This window comes from Aequorivita marina (genome assembly GCF_031631895.2).
Lineage (GTDB): Bacteria > Bacteroidota > Bacteroidia > Flavobacteriales > Flavobacteriaceae > Aequorivita > Aequorivita marina.
Genome location: NZ_JAVMBW020000010.1, coordinates 23,028 through 43,713, shown reverse-complemented (window position 1 = coordinate 43,713; position 20,686 = coordinate 23,028). Strand labels below are relative to the sequence as shown.

General features: G+C 35.9%; 21 protein-coding genes. 3 read left to right on the top strand and 18 right to left on the bottom strand.

Annotated features, from left to right (window positions below; genetic code table 11):
• The first annotated feature begins 202 nt into the window (after window positions 1-202).
• Complete coding sequence (locus QPK98_RS11335) at window positions 203-1,243, top strand: 2Fe-2S iron-sulfur cluster-binding protein (RefSeq protein WP_310993480.1); 1,041 nt, start codon at window positions 203-205, stop codon at window positions 1,241-1,243.
• A 107-nt stretch (window positions 1,244-1,350) separates the two neighbouring features.
• Here the strand turns inward: QPK98_RS11335 and QPK98_RS11330 are convergent, their stop codons facing one another.
• The 11 genes from QPK98_RS11330 to QPK98_RS11280 form a co-directional block, all read right to left on the bottom strand.
• The gene (locus QPK98_RS11330; protein WP_310993479.1) at window positions 1,351-2,385 is read right to left on the bottom strand and encodes a glycosyltransferase family 9 protein; all 1,035 of its coding nucleotides are present in this window, start codon (window positions 2,383-2,385) and stop codon (window positions 1,351-1,353) included.
• A 54-nt stretch (window positions 2,386-2,439) separates the two neighbouring features.
• Complete coding sequence (locus QPK98_RS11325; protein WP_310993478.1) at window positions 2,440-3,048, bottom strand: DUF4254 domain-containing protein; 609 nt, start codon at window positions 3,046-3,048, stop codon at window positions 2,440-2,442.
• A gap of 546 nt (window positions 3,049-3,594) precedes the next feature.
• Window positions 3,595-5,787, bottom strand: coding sequence for a DNA/RNA helicase domain-containing protein (locus tag QPK98_RS11320; protein ID WP_310993477.1), 2,193 nt, complete (start codon window positions 5,785-5,787; stop codon window positions 3,595-3,597).
• Window positions 5,784-6,113: a nucleotide pyrophosphohydrolase gene (locus QPK98_RS11315; RefSeq protein ID WP_310993476.1), complete on the bottom strand. Its 330-nt coding sequence runs from the start codon at window positions 6,111-6,113 to the stop codon at window positions 5,784-5,786. The genes QPK98_RS11320 and QPK98_RS11315 overlap by 4 nt, the downstream gene beginning before the upstream one ends.
• A gap of 2 nt (window positions 6,114-6,115) precedes the next feature.
• Window positions 6,116-6,739, bottom strand: coding sequence for a hypothetical protein (locus QPK98_RS11310; protein WP_310993475.1), 624 nt, complete (start codon window positions 6,737-6,739; stop codon window positions 6,116-6,118).
• 634 nt (window positions 6,740-7,373) lie between these two features.
• Window positions 7,374-8,075, bottom strand: a complete 702-nt coding sequence (locus QPK98_RS11305; protein ID WP_310993473.1) for a tetratricopeptide repeat protein — start codon at window positions 8,073-8,075, stop codon at window positions 7,374-7,376.
• Window positions 8,076-8,809: 734 nt separating this feature from the next.
• Window positions 8,810-8,989 carry a DUF3368 domain-containing protein gene (locus tag QPK98_RS11300; protein WP_310993471.1) on the bottom strand — a complete coding sequence of 60 codons (180 nt, stop codon included), beginning with the start codon at window positions 8,987-8,989 and terminating at the stop codon, window positions 8,810-8,812.
• A gap of 16 nt (window positions 8,990-9,005) precedes the next feature.
• Complete coding sequence (locus QPK98_RS11295; protein WP_310993470.1) at window positions 9,006-9,191, bottom strand: hypothetical protein; 186 nt, start codon at window positions 9,189-9,191, stop codon at window positions 9,006-9,008.
• Window positions 9,192-9,265: 74 nt separating this feature from the next.
• Entirely contained in the window at window positions 9,266-9,493 is a 228-nt protein-coding gene (locus tag QPK98_RS11290; RefSeq protein WP_310993468.1) for a UPF0175 family protein, read from the bottom strand.
• A 23-nt stretch (window positions 9,494-9,516) separates the two neighbouring features.
• Complete coding sequence (locus QPK98_RS11285; RefSeq protein ID WP_310993467.1) at window positions 9,517-9,717, bottom strand: hypothetical protein; 201 nt, start codon at window positions 9,715-9,717, stop codon at window positions 9,517-9,519.
• Between the two features lie 173 nt (window positions 9,718-9,890).
• Window positions 9,891-10,844: a DUF6427 family protein gene (locus QPK98_RS11280; protein WP_310993465.1), complete on the bottom strand. Its 954-nt coding sequence runs from the start codon at window positions 10,842-10,844 to the stop codon at window positions 9,891-9,893.
• Between the two features lie 40 nt (window positions 10,845-10,884).
• Here QPK98_RS11280 and QPK98_RS11275 point away from each other — a divergent pair, with 40 nt between their 5' ends.
• A complete protein-coding gene (locus QPK98_RS11275; RefSeq protein ID WP_310993463.1) occupies window positions 10,885-11,112 on the top strand; it encodes a DUF6341 family protein in 228 nt (75 codons plus the stop codon).
• A 55-nt stretch (window positions 11,113-11,167) separates the two neighbouring features.
• Here QPK98_RS11275 and purD read toward each other — a convergent pair whose 3' ends face one another.
• Complete coding sequence (purD, locus tag QPK98_RS11270; protein WP_310993462.1) at window positions 11,168-12,439, bottom strand: phosphoribosylamine--glycine ligase; 1,272 nt, start codon at window positions 12,437-12,439, stop codon at window positions 11,168-11,170.
• Window positions 12,440-12,664: 225 nt separating this feature from the next.
• Here purD and QPK98_RS11265 point away from each other — a divergent pair, with 225 nt between their 5' ends.
• Window positions 12,665-13,984 carry a phenylacetate--CoA ligase family protein gene (locus tag QPK98_RS11265; RefSeq protein ID WP_310993461.1) on the top strand — a complete coding sequence of 440 codons (1,320 nt, stop codon included), beginning with the start codon at window positions 12,665-12,667 and terminating at the stop codon, window positions 13,982-13,984.
• Window positions 13,985-14,008: 24 nt separating this feature from the next.
• Here the strand turns inward: QPK98_RS11265 and QPK98_RS11260 are convergent, their stop codons facing one another.
• The 6 genes from QPK98_RS11260 to QPK98_RS11235 all read right to left on the bottom strand — a co-directional run bounded on the left by QPK98_RS11260 (window position 14,009) and on the right by QPK98_RS11235 (window position 20,664).
• Complete coding sequence (locus QPK98_RS11260) at window positions 14,009-14,785, bottom strand: glycosyltransferase family 2 protein (protein WP_310993460.1); 777 nt, start codon at window positions 14,783-14,785, stop codon at window positions 14,009-14,011.
• Window positions 14,786-14,789: 4 nt separating this feature from the next.
• On the bottom strand, window positions 14,790-16,142 hold the full coding sequence (locus tag QPK98_RS11255; RefSeq protein WP_310993459.1) for an exopolysaccharide biosynthesis polyprenyl glycosylphosphotransferase: 1,353 nt from the start codon (window positions 16,140-16,142) through the stop codon (window positions 14,790-14,792).
• A gap of 5 nt (window positions 16,143-16,147) precedes the next feature.
• Entirely contained in the window at window positions 16,148-17,134 is a 987-nt protein-coding gene (locus QPK98_RS11250; protein WP_310993457.1) for a UDP-glucuronic acid decarboxylase family protein, read from the bottom strand.
• Window positions 17,131-18,444: a UDP-glucose dehydrogenase family protein gene (locus QPK98_RS11245; RefSeq protein WP_310993456.1), complete on the bottom strand. Its 1,314-nt coding sequence runs from the start codon at window positions 18,442-18,444 to the stop codon at window positions 17,131-17,133. Before QPK98_RS11245 ends, QPK98_RS11250 begins: the two co-directional genes overlap by 4 nt.
• A 115-nt stretch (window positions 18,445-18,559) precedes the next feature.
• Window positions 18,560-19,804 (bottom strand): O-antigen ligase family protein, encoded by a 1,245-nt coding sequence (locus QPK98_RS11240; RefSeq protein ID WP_310993455.1) that lies wholly within the window; start codon window positions 19,802-19,804, stop codon window positions 18,560-18,562.
• A 116-nt stretch (window positions 19,805-19,920) separates the two neighbouring features.
• Window positions 19,921-20,664 carry a WecB/TagA/CpsF family glycosyltransferase gene (locus tag QPK98_RS11235; RefSeq protein ID WP_310993454.1) on the bottom strand — a complete coding sequence of 248 codons (744 nt, stop codon included), beginning with the start codon at window positions 20,662-20,664 and terminating at the stop codon, window positions 19,921-19,923.
• Window positions 20,665-20,686 lie beyond the last annotated feature (22 nt).

Below are 20,686 nucleotides of genomic sequence, written 5' to 3'. Positions count from 1 at the left end.
TGTAGAATCGCTAATGAGCGGTAAAAATACATTTCTTTTTAATATCTATTGGAATATTTGCCGAAAAAATGAGTATTAACCACTATTTCAACAGGTTAGAAGCGTAGGTTTCTTAATGTATGCGAAATCATTCTCCATTTGATTTTTAATATAAGGTTTTGTTCAAAATCGATTCATTACTTTTGCAGAAAATTTAAATATTATGAGCGATTTTCATACGCTTAGCGTTTCCGAAGTAAAAAAAGAAACCCACAATTCAGTAACAATAACGTTTTCTATTCCGGAGAACCTCAAAGAATTGTTCGCTTTTGAAGCGGGTCAATATATAACGGTAAAATATGTAAGCGATGGACAAGAACTGCGTCGCGCCTATTCTATATGTTCTTCGCCTAAAAGTGGCGAATTAAAAGTTGGCGTAAAAAAGGTTTCAAAAGGAGCTTTTTCCAGCTATGCAAATTCCCAACTAAAAGCTGGCGACAAATTAGAGGTAATGCCACCTACTGGTAAATTTACCTTGGAGCCTAACCTAAAGCACTACGTGGCATTTGCTGCGGGCAGTGGCATAACGCCTGTTTTATCACTAGTGAAATCTACTTTAGAAGAAATGTCGCAAAGCTCGTTTTTGCTAATTTATGGCAACCAATCTAAAGAAGAAGCCATGTTTTATGACGAAATCGTGCAGTTGCAAGATAAATACCCACAACGCTTTAATGTTGAATTTGTATTTAGCCGAAAACAAGAAGACGGGGCTCAATTTGGAAGAATAGGCCGCTCTCTTGTCAACTTTTACCTAAAAAATAAATATGGTGAAACTTCTTTTGAATCATTTTACCTCTGCGGGCCCGAGGAAATGATTGATGATGTTTCCGCAACCTTAAAATACAACGGCGTTAATTCAAAACAGATTCACCATGAATTGTTCTCCACAGCCGAAAAAGGCTTATTGGTAGAAAAACACGATGGCAACACAGGGGTTACGGTTATTCTTGACGACGATGAAGAAGTTTTTGAAATGCCACAGACAAAATCTATTCTTGAAGCGGCATTAGACGAAGGTCTAGACCCTCCGTATTCTTGCCAGGGCGGAATATGCAGTACTTGTATTGCACGCCTAAAAGAAGGGAAAGCCGAAATGCGAAAAAATCAGATTTTAACCGAAGCCGAAATTGCCGATGGCTTAATACTTACATGTCAGGCGCATCCTACAACGGCAAAGGTTGTTGTGGATTATGATGATGTTTAATCACCACCAAAGTAAGTTTTAACTCTATATAAAAAGGCCCCAAAGGTTTTCCTTCTCCAGTGGACAAGTTTTAACCTTTAGGGTTTTTTTGATAGTTAATGGCGTGCTTACTGCAAAACCTCTTTTATCTTAGCAACCACCGTTTCTGGTGCAATTGTTTTCATTGCCTCGTCATAGCCTTTCGGGAACTTATTGCCATAAATAGAAGTGGGTATTAACGGATATTGTTCGCGATCTGCGAGTAATTGATTGCTTTCGGGCTGATTAAAAGGAACAAAGCCAGCATACGGATGCGTAACTCCCCAAAGTGTGATTACTGGAACGCCCAACATAGCCGCCATATGGCCATTGCCGCTGTCCATAGAAACCATAACATCTAAATTGGAAATTAAGGCGAGTTCTTCTTCCATCTCTAGTTTTCCCGCGAGATTGGTAACGTTTGCAAATGGATTTTCAAGCTTATTAAGCTGTTGAACTTCTTTCTTTCCTCCGCCAAAGAGGAAGATTCTATATTTGTCCATTCCATCAAGCGCACGGATTACTTCCTTCATTAAGTTTAAGGGATACATCTTACTACCGTGTGCAGCAAAGGGAGCAATTCCAATTAATTTTTTAGGCTCTACACCAATAAGGCTGTTGAGTTTTGGTTTAAGTGTTTTTCGCTCTGGGGGCGTAAATTTTTGTAAATCTAGCGGGTAACCAAGTTTTTCAAAAACATCGGCGTAGCGTTGATGGGTGCTTTTAATAGGCTCAATAGCACCACCTTTAGCATTGACTAGCGCTTTTCGCTCTCCTCTGCCTTTATCTATTGTAGCTATTTTAATCCATTTAAACAGTAAATACCGTGTAATTACCTTAGAGCGAATAACATTATGAAGATCAGCCACTCCAACCACACCTAGCGATTTCGCCTTTTTAGCTAATTTTATGAGCCCCAAGCGTTTGTGTTCGCCATATACATGAGCTTCCAAAAAGTCGAGGTTTGGAATTCCTTCAAAAAAAGGTTTAAACTGAGGTCGTGAGAGCAGGGTGATTTTTACATCGGGATACGTTTGCGCAAAAACACGAAGCACTGGCACCGTCATAGCCACATCGCCCATTGCAGAGAGACGAATTACCAATATGTGATCGATTTTTGGCATAGGTTTTTTAAAAATTTTCAATTGCACTCCGCCTAGATGCAGTAGTTAAAAATGTTATTTTTTCCCGCGCAATACAGGGTTTAATTCATCGTCATTATACATTTTCATCTGTTTATATACCTTCATATACTTTCGGCCATGGGCAATATCATCTAACAACTGATTAATTGCCGTACTTAAATCTACCCGTTGCTCCAACAATACATCCAATTTTGCCTTACATGCCATTTGGTGTTCCTGTGAAGCATCGATACGCTCAGCTTCCTCATTCATGTGGTATATTTTTAAGGCCAAAATAGAAAGCCTATCAATACCCCACGCTGGACTCTCTGTATTGATTGTAGCATCGTCGTTTACTTTTACATCCTTAAATTTTTCGAGAAAATAACTGTCTATATATTCCACCATATCGGTACGATCTTGATTGGAAGCGTCAATTTTACGTTTCAGTTTAAGCGCACCTACCGGGTCAATGTTTGGATCGCGAATAATGTCTTCATAATGCCATTGTACCGTATCAATCCAGCATTTGCGATAAAGCAAGTGTTCAATTAAATGCGACTTTTTATCATACGGATTACTGAAGTCTTGATCTACGGTATTTATCTCGTGATATTTATTGATAACCTCAGCGAAGATTGTATTGGCTTTATCTGAAAACATATATTTTTAATTTTTTGAAAGGTTTTTTCAACCTTTTAAATTTTAGTTATTAATACCTATGATTAGGTTTTTTCCTTCGGCAATACACTTATACAAGCTCAGTATTAGAACTTATAATTTTTTAATTATTTTGTATTTCCATAACTCAAAGATACTGAAATTTCTTAATCTTTTGAGGCATAAAAAAGACTTGCTATCGTCTTCTGTAAGCCAGAAATATTCATGTTTTACAAAGTTACACTCCTAAATTATTTAGACTGGAAAGTTTTTTTACTGCTTGGAGCTTGAATAACTAAAAAGGAGAAGCTTTTTTAACGGTTCTTTGGGTAGTATTAGTATTAGAAGTGTTCAACTTTGACAAAGTTACACTCCCTTTCTCTAAAAGGAAAAACTTTGTCAAAGGTGGTGTAGTTGCGAAAGTTAATTACAAAGATTTATTTATTGTTATACTATATAACAACTAAATCTCAATATAGAATAACACCACATTATCATCCTCAAATAGTTGTTATGCTTCTTTCTAGGGTATCAGATCTTCTTGATTTGTCATTCTAATATTGTAATGAATTCTCCGATAACTTTTAATTCACTTAACTCACTTTCATCCAAAATAATATCTTCATAAGATGAATCATCAGAAAGTGGTTTTAACGTTATAGCTTCGTGGCGCCAGCTATCCCCAATTCTAATTTTTTTACTGTGATAAGATTTTATTGTGTAGCCCGATCCAAAATCAGAGTCTTGAATATCATAATGTTCTACAAGCACAACCTTTCCATCTCTAGAACCACCAGGATCTCTTTTGAACAAACACCATGATCCATCTGGTATTTTCTTATTCATTGATTCTCCACGAACTTGGCAAACAAAGTAATCTCTCTTAACTGTCACATTCATAGGCAATTCAACCCATTCAAAATCTTCAGTTGAAATTTGCAAATCGCTAAATTCTCCGGCAGCAGCATAGATATCATATATTGGCACTGAATTCACGTAAGGTTTAACCTCTTGAAAAGGAAGGGTTCGTAACTTACTCTCGGATTTGTAGGAGGAAATATGGTCTTTGAAATATTCTCGTAAGTTTTCATCACATGCATAAACATAAGCACCCCTTATTCCTCGATACAATATCGTTTTATAGATATTAATAATGTACGCTTTCAGATCTTCAATATCATCTATACCCCTCTTTCCATTCTTATCAAAGTACTTTGTTTTATCTATTTCAATTTGATTAGTCTCCTTGTTAAATGATATTTCCTCGCCGAAAATGACTCCAGTATAATTTAAATCGTACCCCTGAGTTGTATGAATGCATCCCACTTCCTTAAATGAATTCTCTGAATTTATCCAATCTTTATCTGTTTTATTCCATTGTAAATCAAGACCATCAATTTTAATGTCAATTGCATTATCATCCTTTTGAGAAAGCCAAGGCCATGAATATCCCGCAACTAACCTGCATAAACCATACTTCTCCTCTTTTTTAGATAATTGCTCGTACATTTCTTTCATTGAATCAAAAACAACTAAGTCATAATTCTCAGGTGAATAGAAGCTTTTGTTCTCTCTTTTTACATTTAGAAGGGTGTCTACAAATGTGATGTAGTCGTTGCCACCTTTAGACCGCATTTGCGATTTCAGCTCTATTTCAATAGCATTACTTTTACTCAATAATTTATCAAAATTAGATTTAGGGATGTCTGATGGTTTTACTGATTGTGCCGAATCGTAGAAAAATATTTGATTCTTGCTGTTGGCTATTATCCAGTCTAATTCTGTCCCTGTATTATCTAAACCTAATTTTTCATTGTTTTTCTTAAAGACACCCATCCAACCAATGTTTTTATATTGTCTTAAACGATGAGCCTCATCTACAATTAGTAAATCATACTGCTGCTTGAAAGTTTCTGAAGGACTTATTATCATTGATGATTTTAAGTCTGGTGTTTTTCGAAATACATTTTGAATGGTTTTTCTTAAAGAAGTCATCGCAATCACAAATCCAATTTTTGCATCAGGATGTTTCTTTTTAAATGCCCGAATTAATTCTATTTCAATTATCTCGGTTTCACTAAAGTCGTCCATGTTTGAATCTGAAACATCAGAAAGAAGTAACTTAATTAAATAAGTGGCAAGAATGGTTTTTCCTGTTCCAGCGCTTCCTTTAATGAAAATTTGACTAGAATCTTTATTCGTGAGGGCCTCCATAATTTCAATTACGGAATTGTATTGATCCTCATTAAGTGATTTATACGGAGAATATTTAAAAAGTTCTGAATTTTCAATTTCTTGGAGCGACTTGCTCACAATTTCCTTCTCAATTAACTTATCCCATATGCTCGTAAAAAGATTGCTATATAAATCTTGTTGATAGTAGTTGTGATTAATTAATCCATAATTACCATTATGTAATTCATAAGTGCCTTCTGAGGAAATGTATTGTATTAATTTTGATTCAATATCTAGAGCAGCTGATTTATTGAATTTATCTGAACCAATTATTGAAACTTGGTTAAAAGCATTTGTTTTCTCTGGATTTGCTAGGTGGTTTTTAATTCGACTTGAAAAATTGGTTGACTCTCCTACATAAGCTACCTTTTTAGAGTCGTTTTGAATAAAGTAGACCAAAGGCCATTGGTTTTTCACCCAAGTGTTTTTATTAATCCTATCTAATGATTCTTTATTAAAATCATAGCGTTCAGAAACCTCTACTGATAACTCGAAAGATGAATTCATAATTCATTATACTTTTTTGCCGTTCCCTTCGCCTTTCCTACAGGATATTTCTCACCATTCTTATTTATTTTATCTAAAACAATCTGTTTCACATCAAAGCCATATTTTTCTGCTAATAAAAATGAATAGCTGAACACATCAGCCAATTCCTCTTTAATATTTTCTTTATTAGCTTCTTCAGCATTCTTCCATAAAAATTCTTCAAGCAATTCTCCAGCTTCAATATTAAGAGCAAGTGCTAAATCTTTCGGATTATGAAATTGTTCCCAATCGCGTTCATCTCTAAATTTTATTAACTCTGCTATGATTTTATCTATATCGCTCATTATCAATTCTTTAAAAATTCATTTGCCAAATCATATTCCTTGTCGAAAGGAAGTTGCAGTTGATCAACCATTTCAGGTATTCCTTTAGCCCAACTCACATAGTAATAAGCGAGCGTTTTATAACCAGAAAAATTACTGTCCTTTATTGATGGAATTGAATAGTTTCCCTTACTAGGATCAATACCTTGAGTGCCAATTGTAGCAATTTCAAAAGCAATTTTCTTAGTTTCTTCCTGAGACAGTTTCGAAAAATATTTTAAGGCATCTGCCATATACATCGCAACAGCCATATTTATTTCTCCCGAAGAATGTTCTTTAAGAAATTTCTTCATTTTTCTATCGGCAGACGAATCAGTCAGATTAACCCCTAATGGATCATCCTCAATATCTTTAAGAACCGATTCTATAGTTTTTTGACGATGTTTTGATTCGGGAACCAGCTCAAAGTAACTATCAAGTTTTAAATCTTCTGCCCAATGATTTATTATTTCATACTCCTCGCCTGGTTCTTTGTCGTCTCGATATTCCTTAAACTCAGCATAGAACTGTTCTGCTTGATTTAACTCTAATTTTGTTGGCTTGAATTGTTTTATTAAATCGACGCAGAATAAATCTTTAAAATGCAAAGCATTTATAAGATTAAGAATTTTTGATATTGAAAGAATATTTTTCGGAGTATTATCTACAATTTCTTTTTTTGTAGTTGCTTCAATTCCTTGCTGTAATAGTGTAAATAATGATAAAAACTGGATAGGTCTAATCGATTCCCATTGGTTGAAGATTCTGTCTTCAATAAATAAATCAATTGGCGTATTGTAAATCTGACTGTTTATTCCATCAAATAGTGCAGAAAAATAATTGGAGATATCATGTTTTGAAACACCGTTTTTACGGAGTTTTGAAGCTTCTTTTTCTAAAGCGTAAAAAAACTTTGATTTATTAGCTTGATTGCTAATAAATAATTCATTTAAGTCCTTTTTTCTTGCTTCTTCAGCTAATTCGAGGTGTGTTAATTCGTGAAGTATTAAGTGCTCGACACCAATGTGATTTGATTTGTATTTTACAAAGTGATAATCTCTCTCATAATTTTCTGCAAATTCAATTTTAGCTGCGGTTGAAATAGATTCATCTTCTTCAATTCGAATTTTCTTATCGGTTAAATAGGCAAGCTTTGAAATGAAGTCATCAATTACTTTTTTAGCATCTATTTTAGGTCTTAATTTGTTTGCTGAATCAAGTGCTAGCCTTAAAGATTTCGCATTAAGTTCCGCGTGTGTGTGTGTGTGTTAGAGCTTGAAGAGAATAATCAAATGCCTTTTGATAATTAGTATCATTATGGGCCACGAGCCCTAAAGCATGATAAGTATTAGGATATTTTGGGTCAGACTCTAGTGCTTTATTGAAATACTTTAATGCTTCCTCTTTTCTATCAAGCTGCATAAGATTTGCACCTATGTTATTAAGAGTTATGCAATCATTGGGTTTTACAACTAGTACTTGGTCGTAATATTTTAAAGCTGTTTCAATGTCATTCTTGTACTTAGCAAAAATGTTACCCATCATTAATAAAGCCCACTCATTCTTTGGATTCCATCTAAGCGCATAAATTAAAGAGTTAATCGCTTCATCTTGATTGCCCAATTCAGATAATATTTGCCCTAAAATTCTGTGATATTCTGAAATATTGGGATTAGAATCAATTAGATCTTCGGCTAGAATCTTAGCTTCATCAAATTTAGAATTTTCACAAAGGGAAGTTAGCATTTCAAACTTCTTCCCTTCAATTTCAATCCTATTTGTGTCAATAGTTATCTCAATAAAGTCTTTTCTGAATACAATTGAAGGCTTAATGTTTTCAACTGTATAGAAATCTGAAATAGCTTTTTCCAGACTTTCTTGATTCTTTTCTGCGTCAGGGAAAAGCTCGTATATAAAGCTACCCAATGGGTGTATTATTGTCATTTAATTCTTTTCTACTATTAAATTCTATTACTGAAACCTTTAATGTTTCTATAGTTTGATTGTGTATTTCTAAACTAAGTTATCTTCTGTTCCCAAGCCACTTACTTTCAACATATCCTTTATCTATCAAAATCTTTTTATTACCGATATTGAAGTTTTGGCTCCATAGACAAATGTAATGAAGCTTAGCGATTATATCATAATAATGGGCATATGAAATTCAAGAATCAGATAATGGGAAGTGAAAGCTGTTATTTTTTCAACTTATAACTAACTTGTTTACGTACGAGCTAAAGCTTTGAACTACAATTTTAATATCATATAAATATTCATTAGGCTTTAAGGTGCCGCAGGTTTTTCTGGATTCACGTGCAATAACAAATTGTATTAAGTCAAATTAGTATACGCATTAACTTTAATCAACTTTTACAAAGTTACACTCCCTTTCTCTAAAAATTATACTTGCTTGATAAATTGTAAATCTAACGACTAGAAAGGAAAAACTCTGTCAAAGGCACTAAGCGAAATACTCCGAAACGTTCTATTTTGTTATACTTCTTTGTTATACTTCAGAAGTTCTTTTTTTCTTTGAAAATTAGTAAACTTAATCGGTTTAACTTTTATAAAGCAATCCAACGAATATCGCTGTAAGTTGGTTGTCATTTTCCTGGAAAAAGCTTGTAGAATAGTTTCAATAATTAAACTGGAGCGTTTGCGTATGGAGCCTTTGTAGTTTATTTAGGCAATTCTCTTGCTTGGCGAAGTGCTTCAGTCTCTATTTCCGTAGAAATCCGGAAATCTGTTTGTTTTAATTTTTTTAAAAATGGTTTTATTGAAGGAATTAAGCCATTTAGTTTTGCTTTTACAATTACTCCAATAGTTCCCGTGTAAGATATTCCCAAATGTTCTGCCATTTTTCTAGCTTTTAAATCATCCAAAAATAATGGTGCTGTTTTCAATTTCCAAAGCTAGAGCTATTGCGCTGGATTCTCCCTTGTCTATTTGAACTTCTAAAATAGCCTGACAATATTTATCTGTAGCAGACTTTATAATAACCCATTCTGGCAAAACTTCACTAAATTCAAGCGCAACTTCGGGAGTTGTTATTATTTCCATAAACTTTTCGTAAAACATCCATCTTCTCGATGTTTGTAAGCAAAATAAAACAGCTAGTATCAGAAATTATAATTTTAGGCATTGGCAACGTCCTTTGCTAAATCTGAAGCTGGGTAATTGAAGATTGAAACATTATAGCGTCCCAAAAGTTCTGTAAAAGTACGTTTTGTCAAGCCAGCCATTTCTGCAGCTTGACCTAATGAAAGCTTACCTTCTTCATAGAGACGAGAAGCCACAAACATTGCGAGTTCGTTAGGTTCTATATCAAAACCATCAGGTATGTTTAAGGATAGTGTCTTCATAATTGTAAAGATACTGAATTTTTCTATCCTGAGCTGAATGATGTAAGAGTGGCAAAATTATTTAAAACTGAGACTGTAGCCTTTATAAAAAGTGTTTCAGCACCTGTTTTTTCGGGACCTGCTACGGCAAGAAGTAAACAAGTAACACTTACATAAAATAACAGAATGTGATTGGACTTTTCCTTAAGCGAAACTTTTAAAAGCGTACTTATCAACTTTGACAAAGTTATGCTCTCTTTCTTTAAAAAATTATACTTGCTTGATAAATTGTAAATCTAACGACTGAAAAGGAAAAACTTTGTCAAAGGTACTAAGCGAAATACTCCGAAACGTTCTATTTCGCAATACTTCAGAAGTTCTCGTTCAAATTTTCTCGGAAATTGTTTCAGAAATAAGCCTATAAAAACACAAACACAAAAGGCAAAATTACGACCAGCCAGAGCATACTTTCCTTAAACCAAAGCTCTACAGTGTCTCTTTCGCCATATCTTTTAGTTTGGAAATTTTCAATATAATTGGCAGCCATTATAGATACTGGAGCCAATACAAATAGTGTTTCAGCACCTGTTTTTTCGGGACCTGCTACGGCAATAAGCAAACAAGTAACACTTACATAAAACAGCAGAATGTGATTGGACTTTTCCTTAAGCGAAACTTTTGAAAGCGTTGCCATTCTATAAATACCTGTCCAAATATAAAAAGCGAGAATTACCGCTACCGGTATTAAAATTGAAGCTGAATTATAATTTGAAAAATCTAAGCCAATAGCATCTCTCCATTCAAAAAGCCAAATAAACGAATCATTGACCAGCAATTGGTAGGCCGTATTTAAAACCAAAACCGTAAAAAATCCGGTAAAGGGAATTAGCATTTGCTTATAATTTAAGTTTGGCTTTTGGATAATTGCAATGTATAATGGTACAAAAAATAATAGGCTCCAAAAGTAAAAAAGAGCAGCCAGGCTAATCCAAAAACTAGCATCAAGAATTTTCCGCTCTGAATTTCTATCACTTCGCAAACTCATAATTCGTCGCAGGGCGAATATGAGAAACAGGTTTGCCAAAAGAATGTCTTGATGCAGAAAGATTACGGGTAGCATGACCATAAAACACGAAAAAAACAAGATGGCGTAGGTGTTAATCTTAGTAAGGTGATTTTTTCGAATTATAAAATCAAAGAGCAACATGCTAAACACAGCTACAAGAATATAAAGCCCATTTGCTAAAAAGAATGACAGGCTCATTGGGTCATTAAATTCAGAAAATAACTCCAATAAAAATCCCGCAGTGATGAATACGGCGAGAATTACATAGTTTATCGGCTTAGATTTTCCAAAAAAGCTTGTTAGCATAGGGGTTATTTTATATTTTTGCTACTTAAAGTTTAAAGATATGACTTGGAAAGGTATTTGGGAAGGAATAGCTTCCCTTTTTGAAGATGTTCTTTTTTTACCCTTGGATGAACTTCGCAAATTAGAATTAGAAACCTGGTGGGGTGCAAACGCATTCTCATGGGTGTTTTTATTAATTGGGGCCGCAGCCTTTACGTATTGGATGCTAAAGTTAAACAGCTTTAACGAAAGTACGGAAAGCACCTATACGTACGATGAAAGTATTTGATTTTTAAGTTATCCCAACCCGAAAAGGGAGCCTTAACAGGCTGGGATTTTCTTTATTAAAGATCAAACCCGATATCACTTCTATAATTCATCCTGTCAAAACTTAGTTTTTCTATGTTTTGGTAGGATTTTTTTAGCGCCGTTCTAAAATCTTTATCCAATGCGGTTACTGCTAATACGCGTCCTCCATTGGTAAGTGTATTACCATTTTCGGTCTTGGTACCTGCATGAAAAACTATGGCGTCTTCTATTTTATCTAAACCTGAAATTTGCTTCCCTTTTTCATAGGCTTCAGGGTATCCTCCCGAAACAAGCATTACCGTTGTTGCAGCTCTTTTATCAATGTCAATAGTGATGTTGTCTAACTTTTGATTAAAGGTAGCCTCCAGCAAATCGACTAAATCGGTTTTAATTCTCGGCAGCACAACTTCAGTTTCAGGATCTCCCATACGTACGTTATATTCAATAACGTAGGGCTCGTTATCTACTTTTATCAACCCGATAAAGATAAAACCTTTATAGTCTATGTTCTCTTTAGTAAGACCGTTTACTGTAGGTTTTACAATACGGTCTTCAATTTTTTTCATCAAAGTCTCATCTGCAAATGGCACTGGAGAAATTGCCCCCATACCACCAGTATTTAGCCCGGTATCACCTTCGCCAATACGCTTGTAATCTTTTGCCGTAGGAAGAATTTTATAATTTTTGCCATCGGTAAGTACAAAGACGCTCAGCTCTATTCCGTCTAAAAACTCCTCAATAACCACTTTGGCACTCGCCTCGCCAAATTTACTATGGGCCAACATATTTTCAAGTTCTTGTTTGGCTTCATCTAAATTGTTCAAAATTAAAACTCCTTTTCCTGCGGCAAGTCCATCAGCTTTTAAAACGTACGGCGGGTTTAGGCCTTCCAAAAAGGTCTTACCTGCTTCCAAAGATTCAGCGGTAAAACTTTCATAAGCCGCCGTAGGTATTTTGTGCTGCATCATAAACTCTTTAGCGCGTTGTTTGCTACCTTCAAGCAAGGCGCCACGTTTTGACGGCCCTATGAGCATAACATTTTTCAAGGCTGGCGTTTTAGCAAAATAATCGGCAATTCCTTGAACCAGTGGATCTTCAGGACCAACGATTACCATTTCAATGGCATTATTAAGCACGCATTTTTTTATGGCTTCAAAATCGGTTACTTTTAAGGCTATGTTTGTTGCAATAGCAGCCGTGCCCGCATTTCCGGGTGCTACAAAAAGATTATTGCAGCGTTTGCTTTGTGCAACCTGGTAGGCAAATGTATGTTCGCGGCCTCCAGAACCGAGAATTAAGATGTTCATAGGTATATTTTTTAAACACCTACAAGGTTTTTAAAATCTTGCAGGAAAATGGTTAATTATAAAAACAACTATCAATTTTAATCAAAATGCAATATTAGAGGCGGTTGCGTGATTTAAAAACCAAAAAGGTTTTCAAATTGCATCGAAACCCCGACATCAAAAATAATTGTTTGTAAATTGACCCACTAACTTTTAGTGTAAAAACCTTATCAAAGCATACAAAAGATGTATTCCTATTTTTTAAACAAGATTTTATTACCAATAGGCTCTGTCTTTTTTGATGGAAATTACTCCAATCATCTAAGACAATGGAAAAGCTTTGACACCATGACTGCGGAAGAACTTGAACTAGACCAAAACAAAAGATTGTCTAAAATCCTGAATTATGCTGCAGCCAAAGTACCGTACTATCGCAATCTCAATATTTCAGCCAACGCAGCTTTAAACGATTTCCCCATTTTAACCAAAGCTATTTTACGTGAAGCATCTGAAGCTCTCATTTCAGAAGAATTCAAAAAAGAAAATCTCGAAAAAAATCACAGCAGTGGGAGTAGTGGTGTACAGTCATTTACTTACATGACCCATGCGCATAAGTTTTACCTACGGGCTTTACAGACGCACTGGTGGTCTTGGGGTGGCTATAACCCTGGAGAACGACTGATACAGACCGGAATTTCACCACATCGAAGCTTTCCTAAAAAGCTAAAGGACATTTTCTTTAAAACAAAGTATTTAGAAGCTTTCACGCTAAACAGAAAAAACATGCTAGCTGTTTTAAACCATTCCCAAAACAAAAAGCCAAAACATCTTGCAGGTTATCCCTCTGCATTAAATGAAATGGCCAAAACCGCTATTTCCGAAGGTAATTCATATCCATTTAAAAGTCTAATTTCCTATGGCGACAAATTATTTGATGGATATAGGAGTAATTTTGCACAAGCATTTCAGGATCCATTAATCGTAGAAACATATGGCTGTGCCGAAGGACCTTTAATGGCGTGTAAAATCGATAGTCCCTACTATTATATTATGTCGCCACATGTTTATATAGAAATTGTAGATAACGACGGAAACCCCTTGAAAAATGGCATACGTGGGAATATCTTGGTTACTTGTCTAAGCAATTTTGCGATGCCGCTTATTCGCTATAAATTAGGCGATTTGGGAGTGCTACTTCCCAAGGACCAATATCCTAAATATTGCAAATATAAATATCCGTTACTACAGGAGATAACGGGCCGTGAGACTGATGTTATCAAAGCGCCCAACGGAAATGTGCTAATTTTGCACAGCTTTACCGGCATTATGGAGTACTATCAAGAAATAAAACAATTTAAGGTTATTCAAGTTTCAAAAGATAAGTTACTTGTTGAATACATCGCTAAAGACAGTGCTGCAATTCCTTTACTTAAACAGCGGGAAATAGAAGAAAAACTTCTTAAACTCGCAGATAATTCAATGCGGGTTCAGTTAAAGCACGTAAAAAATATTGCTGCTTCACCTTCAGGAAAACCGCAGTTAATAGAAATACGAAATATTAATTGAAGTTTAAAAACTGAATTAAGATCTTTATTGTAGCCTCTGGATAAATTTGGGCCTCACTATAAAATACTCCCACAAAAACCTACTCATAGCAAGGGTTGCACCTAGGTAAGAAATGCCCAAATACTTTTTATAAAAAAGAAAATTGTATTTTAACAGCCCAAATTTGTTGTTGCTTATCGCATTTTCGCGTTTTCTATAGAATGCTAAATTTACCGAAATACCCAATGCCGGCTTTCCACTTTTCTTGATTGCTGTTAACCACAGCCCCCAATCCTGCCGTTTTCTCAGCTCTGGCGCAAAAACTTTCCCTATGGTGCCAGATCTATACATTCCAGTAAGATTACCGATATAATTATTACGCAGTTGTTTTTTATACGATAGTATAGGAATAGCAACCACTCTTTTCCGCAATGAGTTGCCCAATTCATCTACCAAAAGATAGCTAGAAAAAGAAACATCGCAATTTTTACGTTGCATAAACTCAACTTGGATTTCAAGTTTGTCTGGAGCCCAGAAATCGTCAGAATCTAGAAAGGCTATGTATTCTCCATTTGCCAGCTCAATAGCGCTATTTCTAGCAATGGCAGGCCCTTGATTTTTAGGAAGTTTTTTGTAGTGTATCCGGGAATCTTCAGTATAAAATTCATTGGCAATTTTTGCAGAATCATCCGTAGAAGCATCGTCTATCAAAATCAGTTCCCAATTAGAGTACGTCTGGTTCTGGACGCTCCCAATTGCAGCTTCCAAAAATTTTTCAGCATTGTAGATAGGAGTTATAACCGAGACAAGGGGACGCACCATGATTTTAATAAGCTTTTTCCTCCCCTTTTAAGGCGTTGTAAATAGTTTGGAAAACAATTTTAATATCCAGGAACAGACTCCAGTTTTCTAGGTAAAAAATATCGAATTTCACTCGGTTGATAATATGGTTGTCGTCTTCTACCTCGCCACGATACCCACTTACTTGTGCCAAGCCAGTAATGCCGGGTTTTATAAAATGCCGTACCATAAACTTATCAATACGTTCGGCATACATGTGGGTGTGGCTTACCATGTGCGGCCTAGGGCCAACTACAGACATTTCGCCCTTTAGCACATTGATAAACTGCGGCAGTTCGTCAATACTGGTTTTCCTGATTATTTTTCCTACCCCAGTTACGCGCGCATCTCCTTTTGAAATTTGATGGAGATCTGCCATGGGGTTGGGTATCATAGACCGGAATTTATAGCAATAGAACTCCTGATAATCGAGTCCGTTTCGCTTTTGTTTAAAAAATACGGGGCCTTTGGATTCCAGCTTTATTATAATGCCTAACAAGGGGGTTAGCCACGATAAAATTCCTATAATTACAAATAGAGAAAGTACAATATCAAAACCGCGCTTTATAAATTTATTGAAAGGTTCATCTATCGGAATTTTTCGCATTGAAAGAATAGGAAGTACGCCATAATACGAAAAATCCAGTTTCTTACTGTAAATTTCCTTATTGTCTGGTAGGAATTTTAAAACTTTGAGGTTGTTATCTACAAAATCAATGAGTTTTATTAAATCCTTATTTCCTATTTCGGCCACAGATGAATATACCTCATCTATTTCCTTCTCCAGAATATAATCCATGCACTCCTCAATAGACACCTTATTGGGCCCTTTTAAGTCGAAGGTTTTGTATAGCTGATATCCATAAACGGGATTTGTGGTAAAAAACTTCCGAAGTTGGTCGGTTTTTTGATTAAGACCAATAATAACAACCTTTCTAACATTCCCGCCCAGATGGAGTCGATACTTTTTAAGAAGGAAAAAGATTCCTAATTTAACCACGGTAATGCAAAGCAAAACCAAAAGTAGATACTTGAATATTGTTGATGCAGAAGTGGTCAAATCATTATAAAAACCAAAAAAGGAAAAAACGATTAATGCAAAAATAACGCCTTGCTTCCCTATTAACGACATAATCTTTGCGACATGGGTAAATCGATAAATTTCATAAAACCCGGAACGTAAAGAGAGTAAAAACCATGCAATGGTTAAAAAGATAACATAGTTGAAAAAAGGAAAAGGCGGCTCAAAGAATTCAAAGGCAAAAAAGTGAATAAGGAAAAGGTCTATTCCGTACGAAATAGGCCTTAAAAATCCAGAATATCTTCCACTTTTAAACATTACTTTTATCTATTATGCTTTGAAAAATCTTTATGCTCACTTTTAAAAAGCTCTTCTTTTGAAAGGTTTTTAAAATATTCAAAGGTTTTTTTCATCCCGTCTTCCCGAGACACTTTAGGTTCCCAGTTCAACACTTCCTTTGCTTTAGCGATATCTGGTTCGCGTTGCATGGGATCGTCCTGTGGCAACGGCTTAAAAACAATTTTTTGGTCAGTTCCCGTCAATTTGATTATTTCGTTAGCAAAATCAAGGATAGTAATTTCCCCTGGATTACCAATATTTACGGGTAAGACATAATCGCTCATCAATAATCGGTATAAGCCTTCAACCTGATCGTCAACATAGCAAAAAGAACGGGTTTGCAAGCCGTCACCAAAAACGGTTAAGTCTTCGCCACGCAGCGCCTGGCCAATAAAAGCAGGTATTACGCGGCCATCATTTAAGCGCATTCTAGGGCCGTACGTATTAAAAATACGGGCTATACGGGTTTCCAAGCCGTGAAACCTGTGATAGGCCATGGTAATGGATTCCTGAAATCGTTTTGCCTCATCATAAACGCCACGGGGCCCAATGGTATTCACATTTCCAAAATACTCCTCTGTCTGCGGATGCACCAATGGATCACCATAAACTTCAGAAGTGGAAGCTATCAAGATCCGTGCATCTTTCTCCTTTGCCAATCCCAAAAGATTATGTGTTCCCAAAGACCCTACTTTTAAAGTCTGAATTGGTATTTTTAAATAGTCTATCGGACTCGCTGGAGAGGCGAAATGAAGAATATAGTCCACATTTCCGGGAACATGTACAAATTTGGTTACATCGTGATGATAGAACTCAAAAGATTCATGCTTAAAAAGATGTTGAATGTTTTTAAGATCGCCGGTAATAAGATTATCCATAGCTATAACATGGAAATCTTCCGCAATAAATTTATCACAAAGGTGCGAACCTAAAAATCCAGCCGCTCCTGTTATCAGTACGCGCTTCTTCATAAATTTACTGCTTGTCTTCCTATAGAAATATATGTGAAGCCTTCTTTTTGCATGTCGTGAATATTATACAAATTCCTACCGTCGAAAATTACAGGGTTTTTTAAAAGCTTTTTAAGTCTTTTATAATCTGGCGTCCTGAAAATACTCCATTCCGTACAGATTAACAACGCTTCCGCTCCTTCAAGAGCTTCATACATAGAATCTGCATAATTCAATTTATCACCAAAACGTTTTTCAATATTGGGCATTGCTTCAGGGTCAAAAACCTGGAGTTTAGCATTTCTATCCAGTAAAGCCTCCATCATATCTATGGATGGTGCTTCGCGAATATCATCGGTTTCAGGTTTAAAGGCCAAGCCCCAGACTGCAATTGTTTTCCCTTTTAAATCGTCATTAAAATAACGTTCAATTCTTGGAAATAGCACTGTTTTTTGAGCCGAATTAATTTCAATTACCGAATTCAAAATTTTAAAGTCGTAGTTTTCATCTTTTCCGGCTTTATGCAGCGCTTTTACATCTTTTGGAAAGCACGACCCGCCATACCCAATTCCGGGGAAGAGAAAGCGTTTCCCAATACGGCTATCTGTACCCATTCCGGCACGGACTAAATCTACATCGGCTCCCACTTTTTCGCAGTAGTTGGCAATTTCATTCATAAAGGTAATCTTTGTTGCCAAAAATGAATTTGCTGCGTATTTGGTAAGTTCAGCAGACTTTTCGTCCATAATGATTATTGGGTTTCCAGAGCGCACAAACGGACTGTATAGTTTTTGCATGAGCTCGGTTGCCTTTTCACTACTAGACCCAATTATTATACGTTCGGGCTTCATAAAGTCATCAACAGCAAAGCCTTCCCTTAAAAACTCGGGATTGGAAACTACGTCAAAGTCGGTAGTAGCGTTTTTAGAAATTACAGCATGTACTTTTTCGGCCGTACCTACTGGCACCGTGCTTTTATCTACGATTACCTTATAGTTTTTTATTTTTTTACCGATCTGTTCCGAAACATCCAGCACATACGACAAGTCTGCAGCTCCATCACCATCTTCTGGGGTTGGGAGGGCAAGAAAAATAATTTCACCATGTGCTAAACCTTCTTCTAACGAAGTTGTGAATTTTAAACGGTTTGCTTTTATGTTTCTTTCAAAAAGTACGTCTAAATACGGCTCATAGATTGGCACTTCGCCATTGCGCATTTTCTCGACCTTTTCTTCATCTATATCTACACAGATAACCTCGTTTCCTGTTTCTGCTAGACATGTTCCTGTTACCAGGCCTACATAACCCGTTCCTATTACTGAAATTTTCATAAATATAATCCGTCCTAGTTATATCCTTGAGCTCCGCTTAGGAGGCAATACTTAGAATAAAAATGGCGGTTTCTCTTTAATTAAACGTTTGCAAAAATACAATTTGCAATTCTTTTTATATCTCTTTTATCTCGTTGTTTTTAGATGTTCTAGCACTTGTCATGAGTACGATCAAAATAAAACCAACATAATACGCTCCAATCTGCCTGTTAAACAGATTTTCTACCAGACAATATAGTATCAAGATTGAGAGCATGGCTGTGGGTAAAAATTGTTTTCTCGTTGCTATAAAGCTGGCACCTATAAAAATTAGAAAAATAATTAACGCTAATAAGCCCGCACTTAAATAGAAATCTAGAAACTGGTTATGAGTGTTGTAACGTTCGGAAACAAACCTATCCCGCTTTTTAGCATCTGCAATGCTGCTTTTATACTCCAATACCAGTCTATCCTTAGTTTGGTCAAAGCCAATTCCTGTTAACAAAAAGCCTTCCTCGTCACTTATATTTGCCGCACTTTTCCAGACCACAGCTCTTAACTCATACGTCAATGTATTTTCAATAAAAGCTGGAGGAGAATTAGGGCTTTCACTTGCCAAGTTCCTATTTACATTTTCATTTTTAATAAGAAATAACAACCCCAATACAGCTACCAATGCAACTACACCTATTACCACTTTCCAAACCCTAGGTTGGCCATAAAACTGTTGAATAAGCACCAGAACAAATATGGAAATAAGCGCGATTTTAGAACCAATCAAGATTATAAAAAGTAAGTTGATAAAAATATTCGCTAAATAATAGTTGTTGTTTGGATGGTATTTTTTCCGAATGGCCTGAAAGGATATTACAATGCTAAAAACGCTAAGCAGCCCTAAATACAACCTATCTATTAGGAGCGACTCTATAATTTCCGGAGAGTCGCCAAGGGCAAAGTGTCCTGTTTTATGGGTAATAAGCACAAAGTTATAAACCGTAAAAATAATGGCTGCCAAAGCCGAAAAGATAATGGCACCGTTTATTTTCCCCGTGCGTCCTGCGGGTGAGTTAGCATCATTTACAGGGATATAAAGTATTGCCAGCCCAGCAACAATCAACACTTTTTTAATAATGTTGAAATCTGTCAGTAATCTTCCGCCAAAGATTGAGTTGATAACCAGATATATTAAAAAGCCAATAAACAGAACTATGGCAGGCGATTTCAATTTTTGAAAATCCTCCTTTTTTACAACAAAAGGAAATGCAACCACCAAAATTGCCACAAGTATATTTGGCAATGCTCTTATATAATCGTCAAAAGGAATAGTGAGGTAGAGCAGTAAAAAAACATAGGGGTATATGGCAGCAAGCAGTATCCTCATTGTTTTTGTTCTATGTTTTTAAATTTTAGGGGAAGATAGGAAAGTCTGGTGAGATATTAGCGGTGAGAGAAGAGATATTAGTGGGTAGTGGGAGTGGGTAGTGAAAATTCATAGCTCTATTTTGAGAAACGTTCTTTCATTACCAGGTAAATAAATTTTGAATTACCAACTAGGTAGCGTTTCCACATTCGTTTTGGTTCTTGGGCAAAGCGATAGAACCACTCCAATCCGGCATTTTGCATCCATACGGGAGCGCGTTTTGTTTTTCCAGAAACTACATCAAAGCTGCCACCTACGCCCATAATTAAATTTACATTTTTTAAAATTTCCCGATGACGATACAGAAAGTTTTCCTTGATGGGTGATGAGATTGCAACGAAAAGCATCTGTGTACCGCTATCGGCAATTTGGTGGGCAATTTCCTCTTCTTCGGATGCTGAGAAGTAACCGTTTCTATATCCTGCAATAATATCTGGATTGTAGTTTTGGGAATATTTATCAACTACGGTTTTTACAACCTCTTCTTTGGCACCGAAAAGAAAAATCTTATTGTTGTTTTTATGTGCCATTTCAACTAGGCTGGCCATTAAGTCTATTCCGGCAACGCGTTCTTTAAGGGGTTTTCCTAAAAATTTTGAAGCCCAAACCACTGCTTGGCCATCAGCATTGATAATATCGCACTGGTTTACGCTGTTTCGCAGTTCAAGATCTTTTTGCATAGACACCGCTTTACCAGCATTTACTACCACATGATGCAGCTGTTCTCCCTTCTGAATCTTTTCCTTCACCAAAGCAAGGGTTTCTTGCATGGAGAGGTTGTCAATGGTGGTGTTTAGGATTTCTATTTTTGTACTCGTCACAATTTATTCTTTGTTTGTAAAG

Excerpts from the sequence above, each read along its gene's own strand:
- QPK98_RS11335 (WP_310993480.1), top strand. The coding sequence starts at position 203 with ATGAGCGATTTTCATACGCTTAGCGTTTCCGAAGTAAAAAAAGAAACC.
- QPK98_RS11330 (WP_310993479.1), bottom strand. The coding sequence starts at position 2,385 with ATGCCAAAAATCGATCACATATTGGTAATTCGTCTCTCTGCAATGGGC.
- QPK98_RS11325 (WP_310993478.1), bottom strand. The coding sequence starts at position 3,048 with ATGTTTTCAGATAAAGCCAATACAATCTTCGCTGAGGTTATCAATAAA.
- QPK98_RS11320 (WP_310993477.1), bottom strand. The coding sequence starts at position 5,787 with ATGAATTCATCTTTCGAGTTATCAGTAGAGGTTTCTGAACGCTATGAT.
- QPK98_RS11315 (WP_310993476.1), bottom strand. The coding sequence starts at position 6,113 with ATGAGCGATATAGATAAAATCATAGCAGAGTTAATAAAATTTAGAGAT.
- QPK98_RS11305 (WP_310993473.1), bottom strand. The coding sequence starts at position 8,075 with ATGACAATAATACACCCATTGGGTAGCTTTATATACGAGCTTTTCCCT.
- QPK98_RS11300 (WP_310993471.1), bottom strand. The coding sequence starts at position 8,989 with ATGGCAGAACATTTGGGAATATCTTACACGGGAACTATTGGAGTAATT.
- QPK98_RS11295 (WP_310993470.1), bottom strand. The coding sequence starts at position 9,191 with ATGGAAATAATAACAACTCCCGAAGTTGCGCTTGAATTTAGTGAAGTT.
- QPK98_RS11290 (WP_310993468.1), bottom strand. The coding sequence starts at position 9,493 with ATGAAGACACTATCCTTAAACATACCTGATGGTTTTGATATAGAACCT.
- QPK98_RS11280 (WP_310993465.1), bottom strand. The coding sequence starts at position 10,844 with ATGCTAACAAGCTTTTTTGGAAAATCTAAGCCGATAAACTATGTAATT.
- QPK98_RS11275 (WP_310993463.1), top strand. The coding sequence starts at position 10,885 with ATGACTTGGAAAGGTATTTGGGAAGGAATAGCTTCCCTTTTTGAAGAT.
- purD (WP_310993462.1), bottom strand. The coding sequence starts at position 12,439 with ATGAACATCTTAATTCTCGGTTCTGGAGGCCGCGAACATACATTTGCC.
- QPK98_RS11265 (WP_310993461.1), top strand. The coding sequence starts at position 12,665 with ATGTATTCCTATTTTTTAAACAAGATTTTATTACCAATAGGCTCTGTC.
- QPK98_RS11260 (WP_310993460.1), bottom strand. The coding sequence starts at position 14,785 with ATGGTGCGTCCCCTTGTCTCGGTTATAACTCCTATCTACAATGCTGAA.
- QPK98_RS11255 (WP_310993459.1), bottom strand. The coding sequence starts at position 16,142 with ATGTTTAAAAGTGGAAGATATTCTGGATTTTTAAGGCCTATTTCGTAC.
- QPK98_RS11250 (WP_310993457.1), bottom strand. The coding sequence starts at position 17,134 with ATGAAGAAGCGCGTACTGATAACAGGAGCGGCTGGATTTTTAGGTTCG.
- QPK98_RS11245 (WP_310993456.1), bottom strand. The coding sequence starts at position 18,444 with ATGAAAATTTCAGTAATAGGAACGGGTTATGTAGGCCTGGTAACAGGA.
- QPK98_RS11240 (WP_310993455.1), bottom strand. The coding sequence starts at position 19,804 with ATGAGGATACTGCTTGCTGCCATATACCCCTATGTTTTTTTACTGCTC.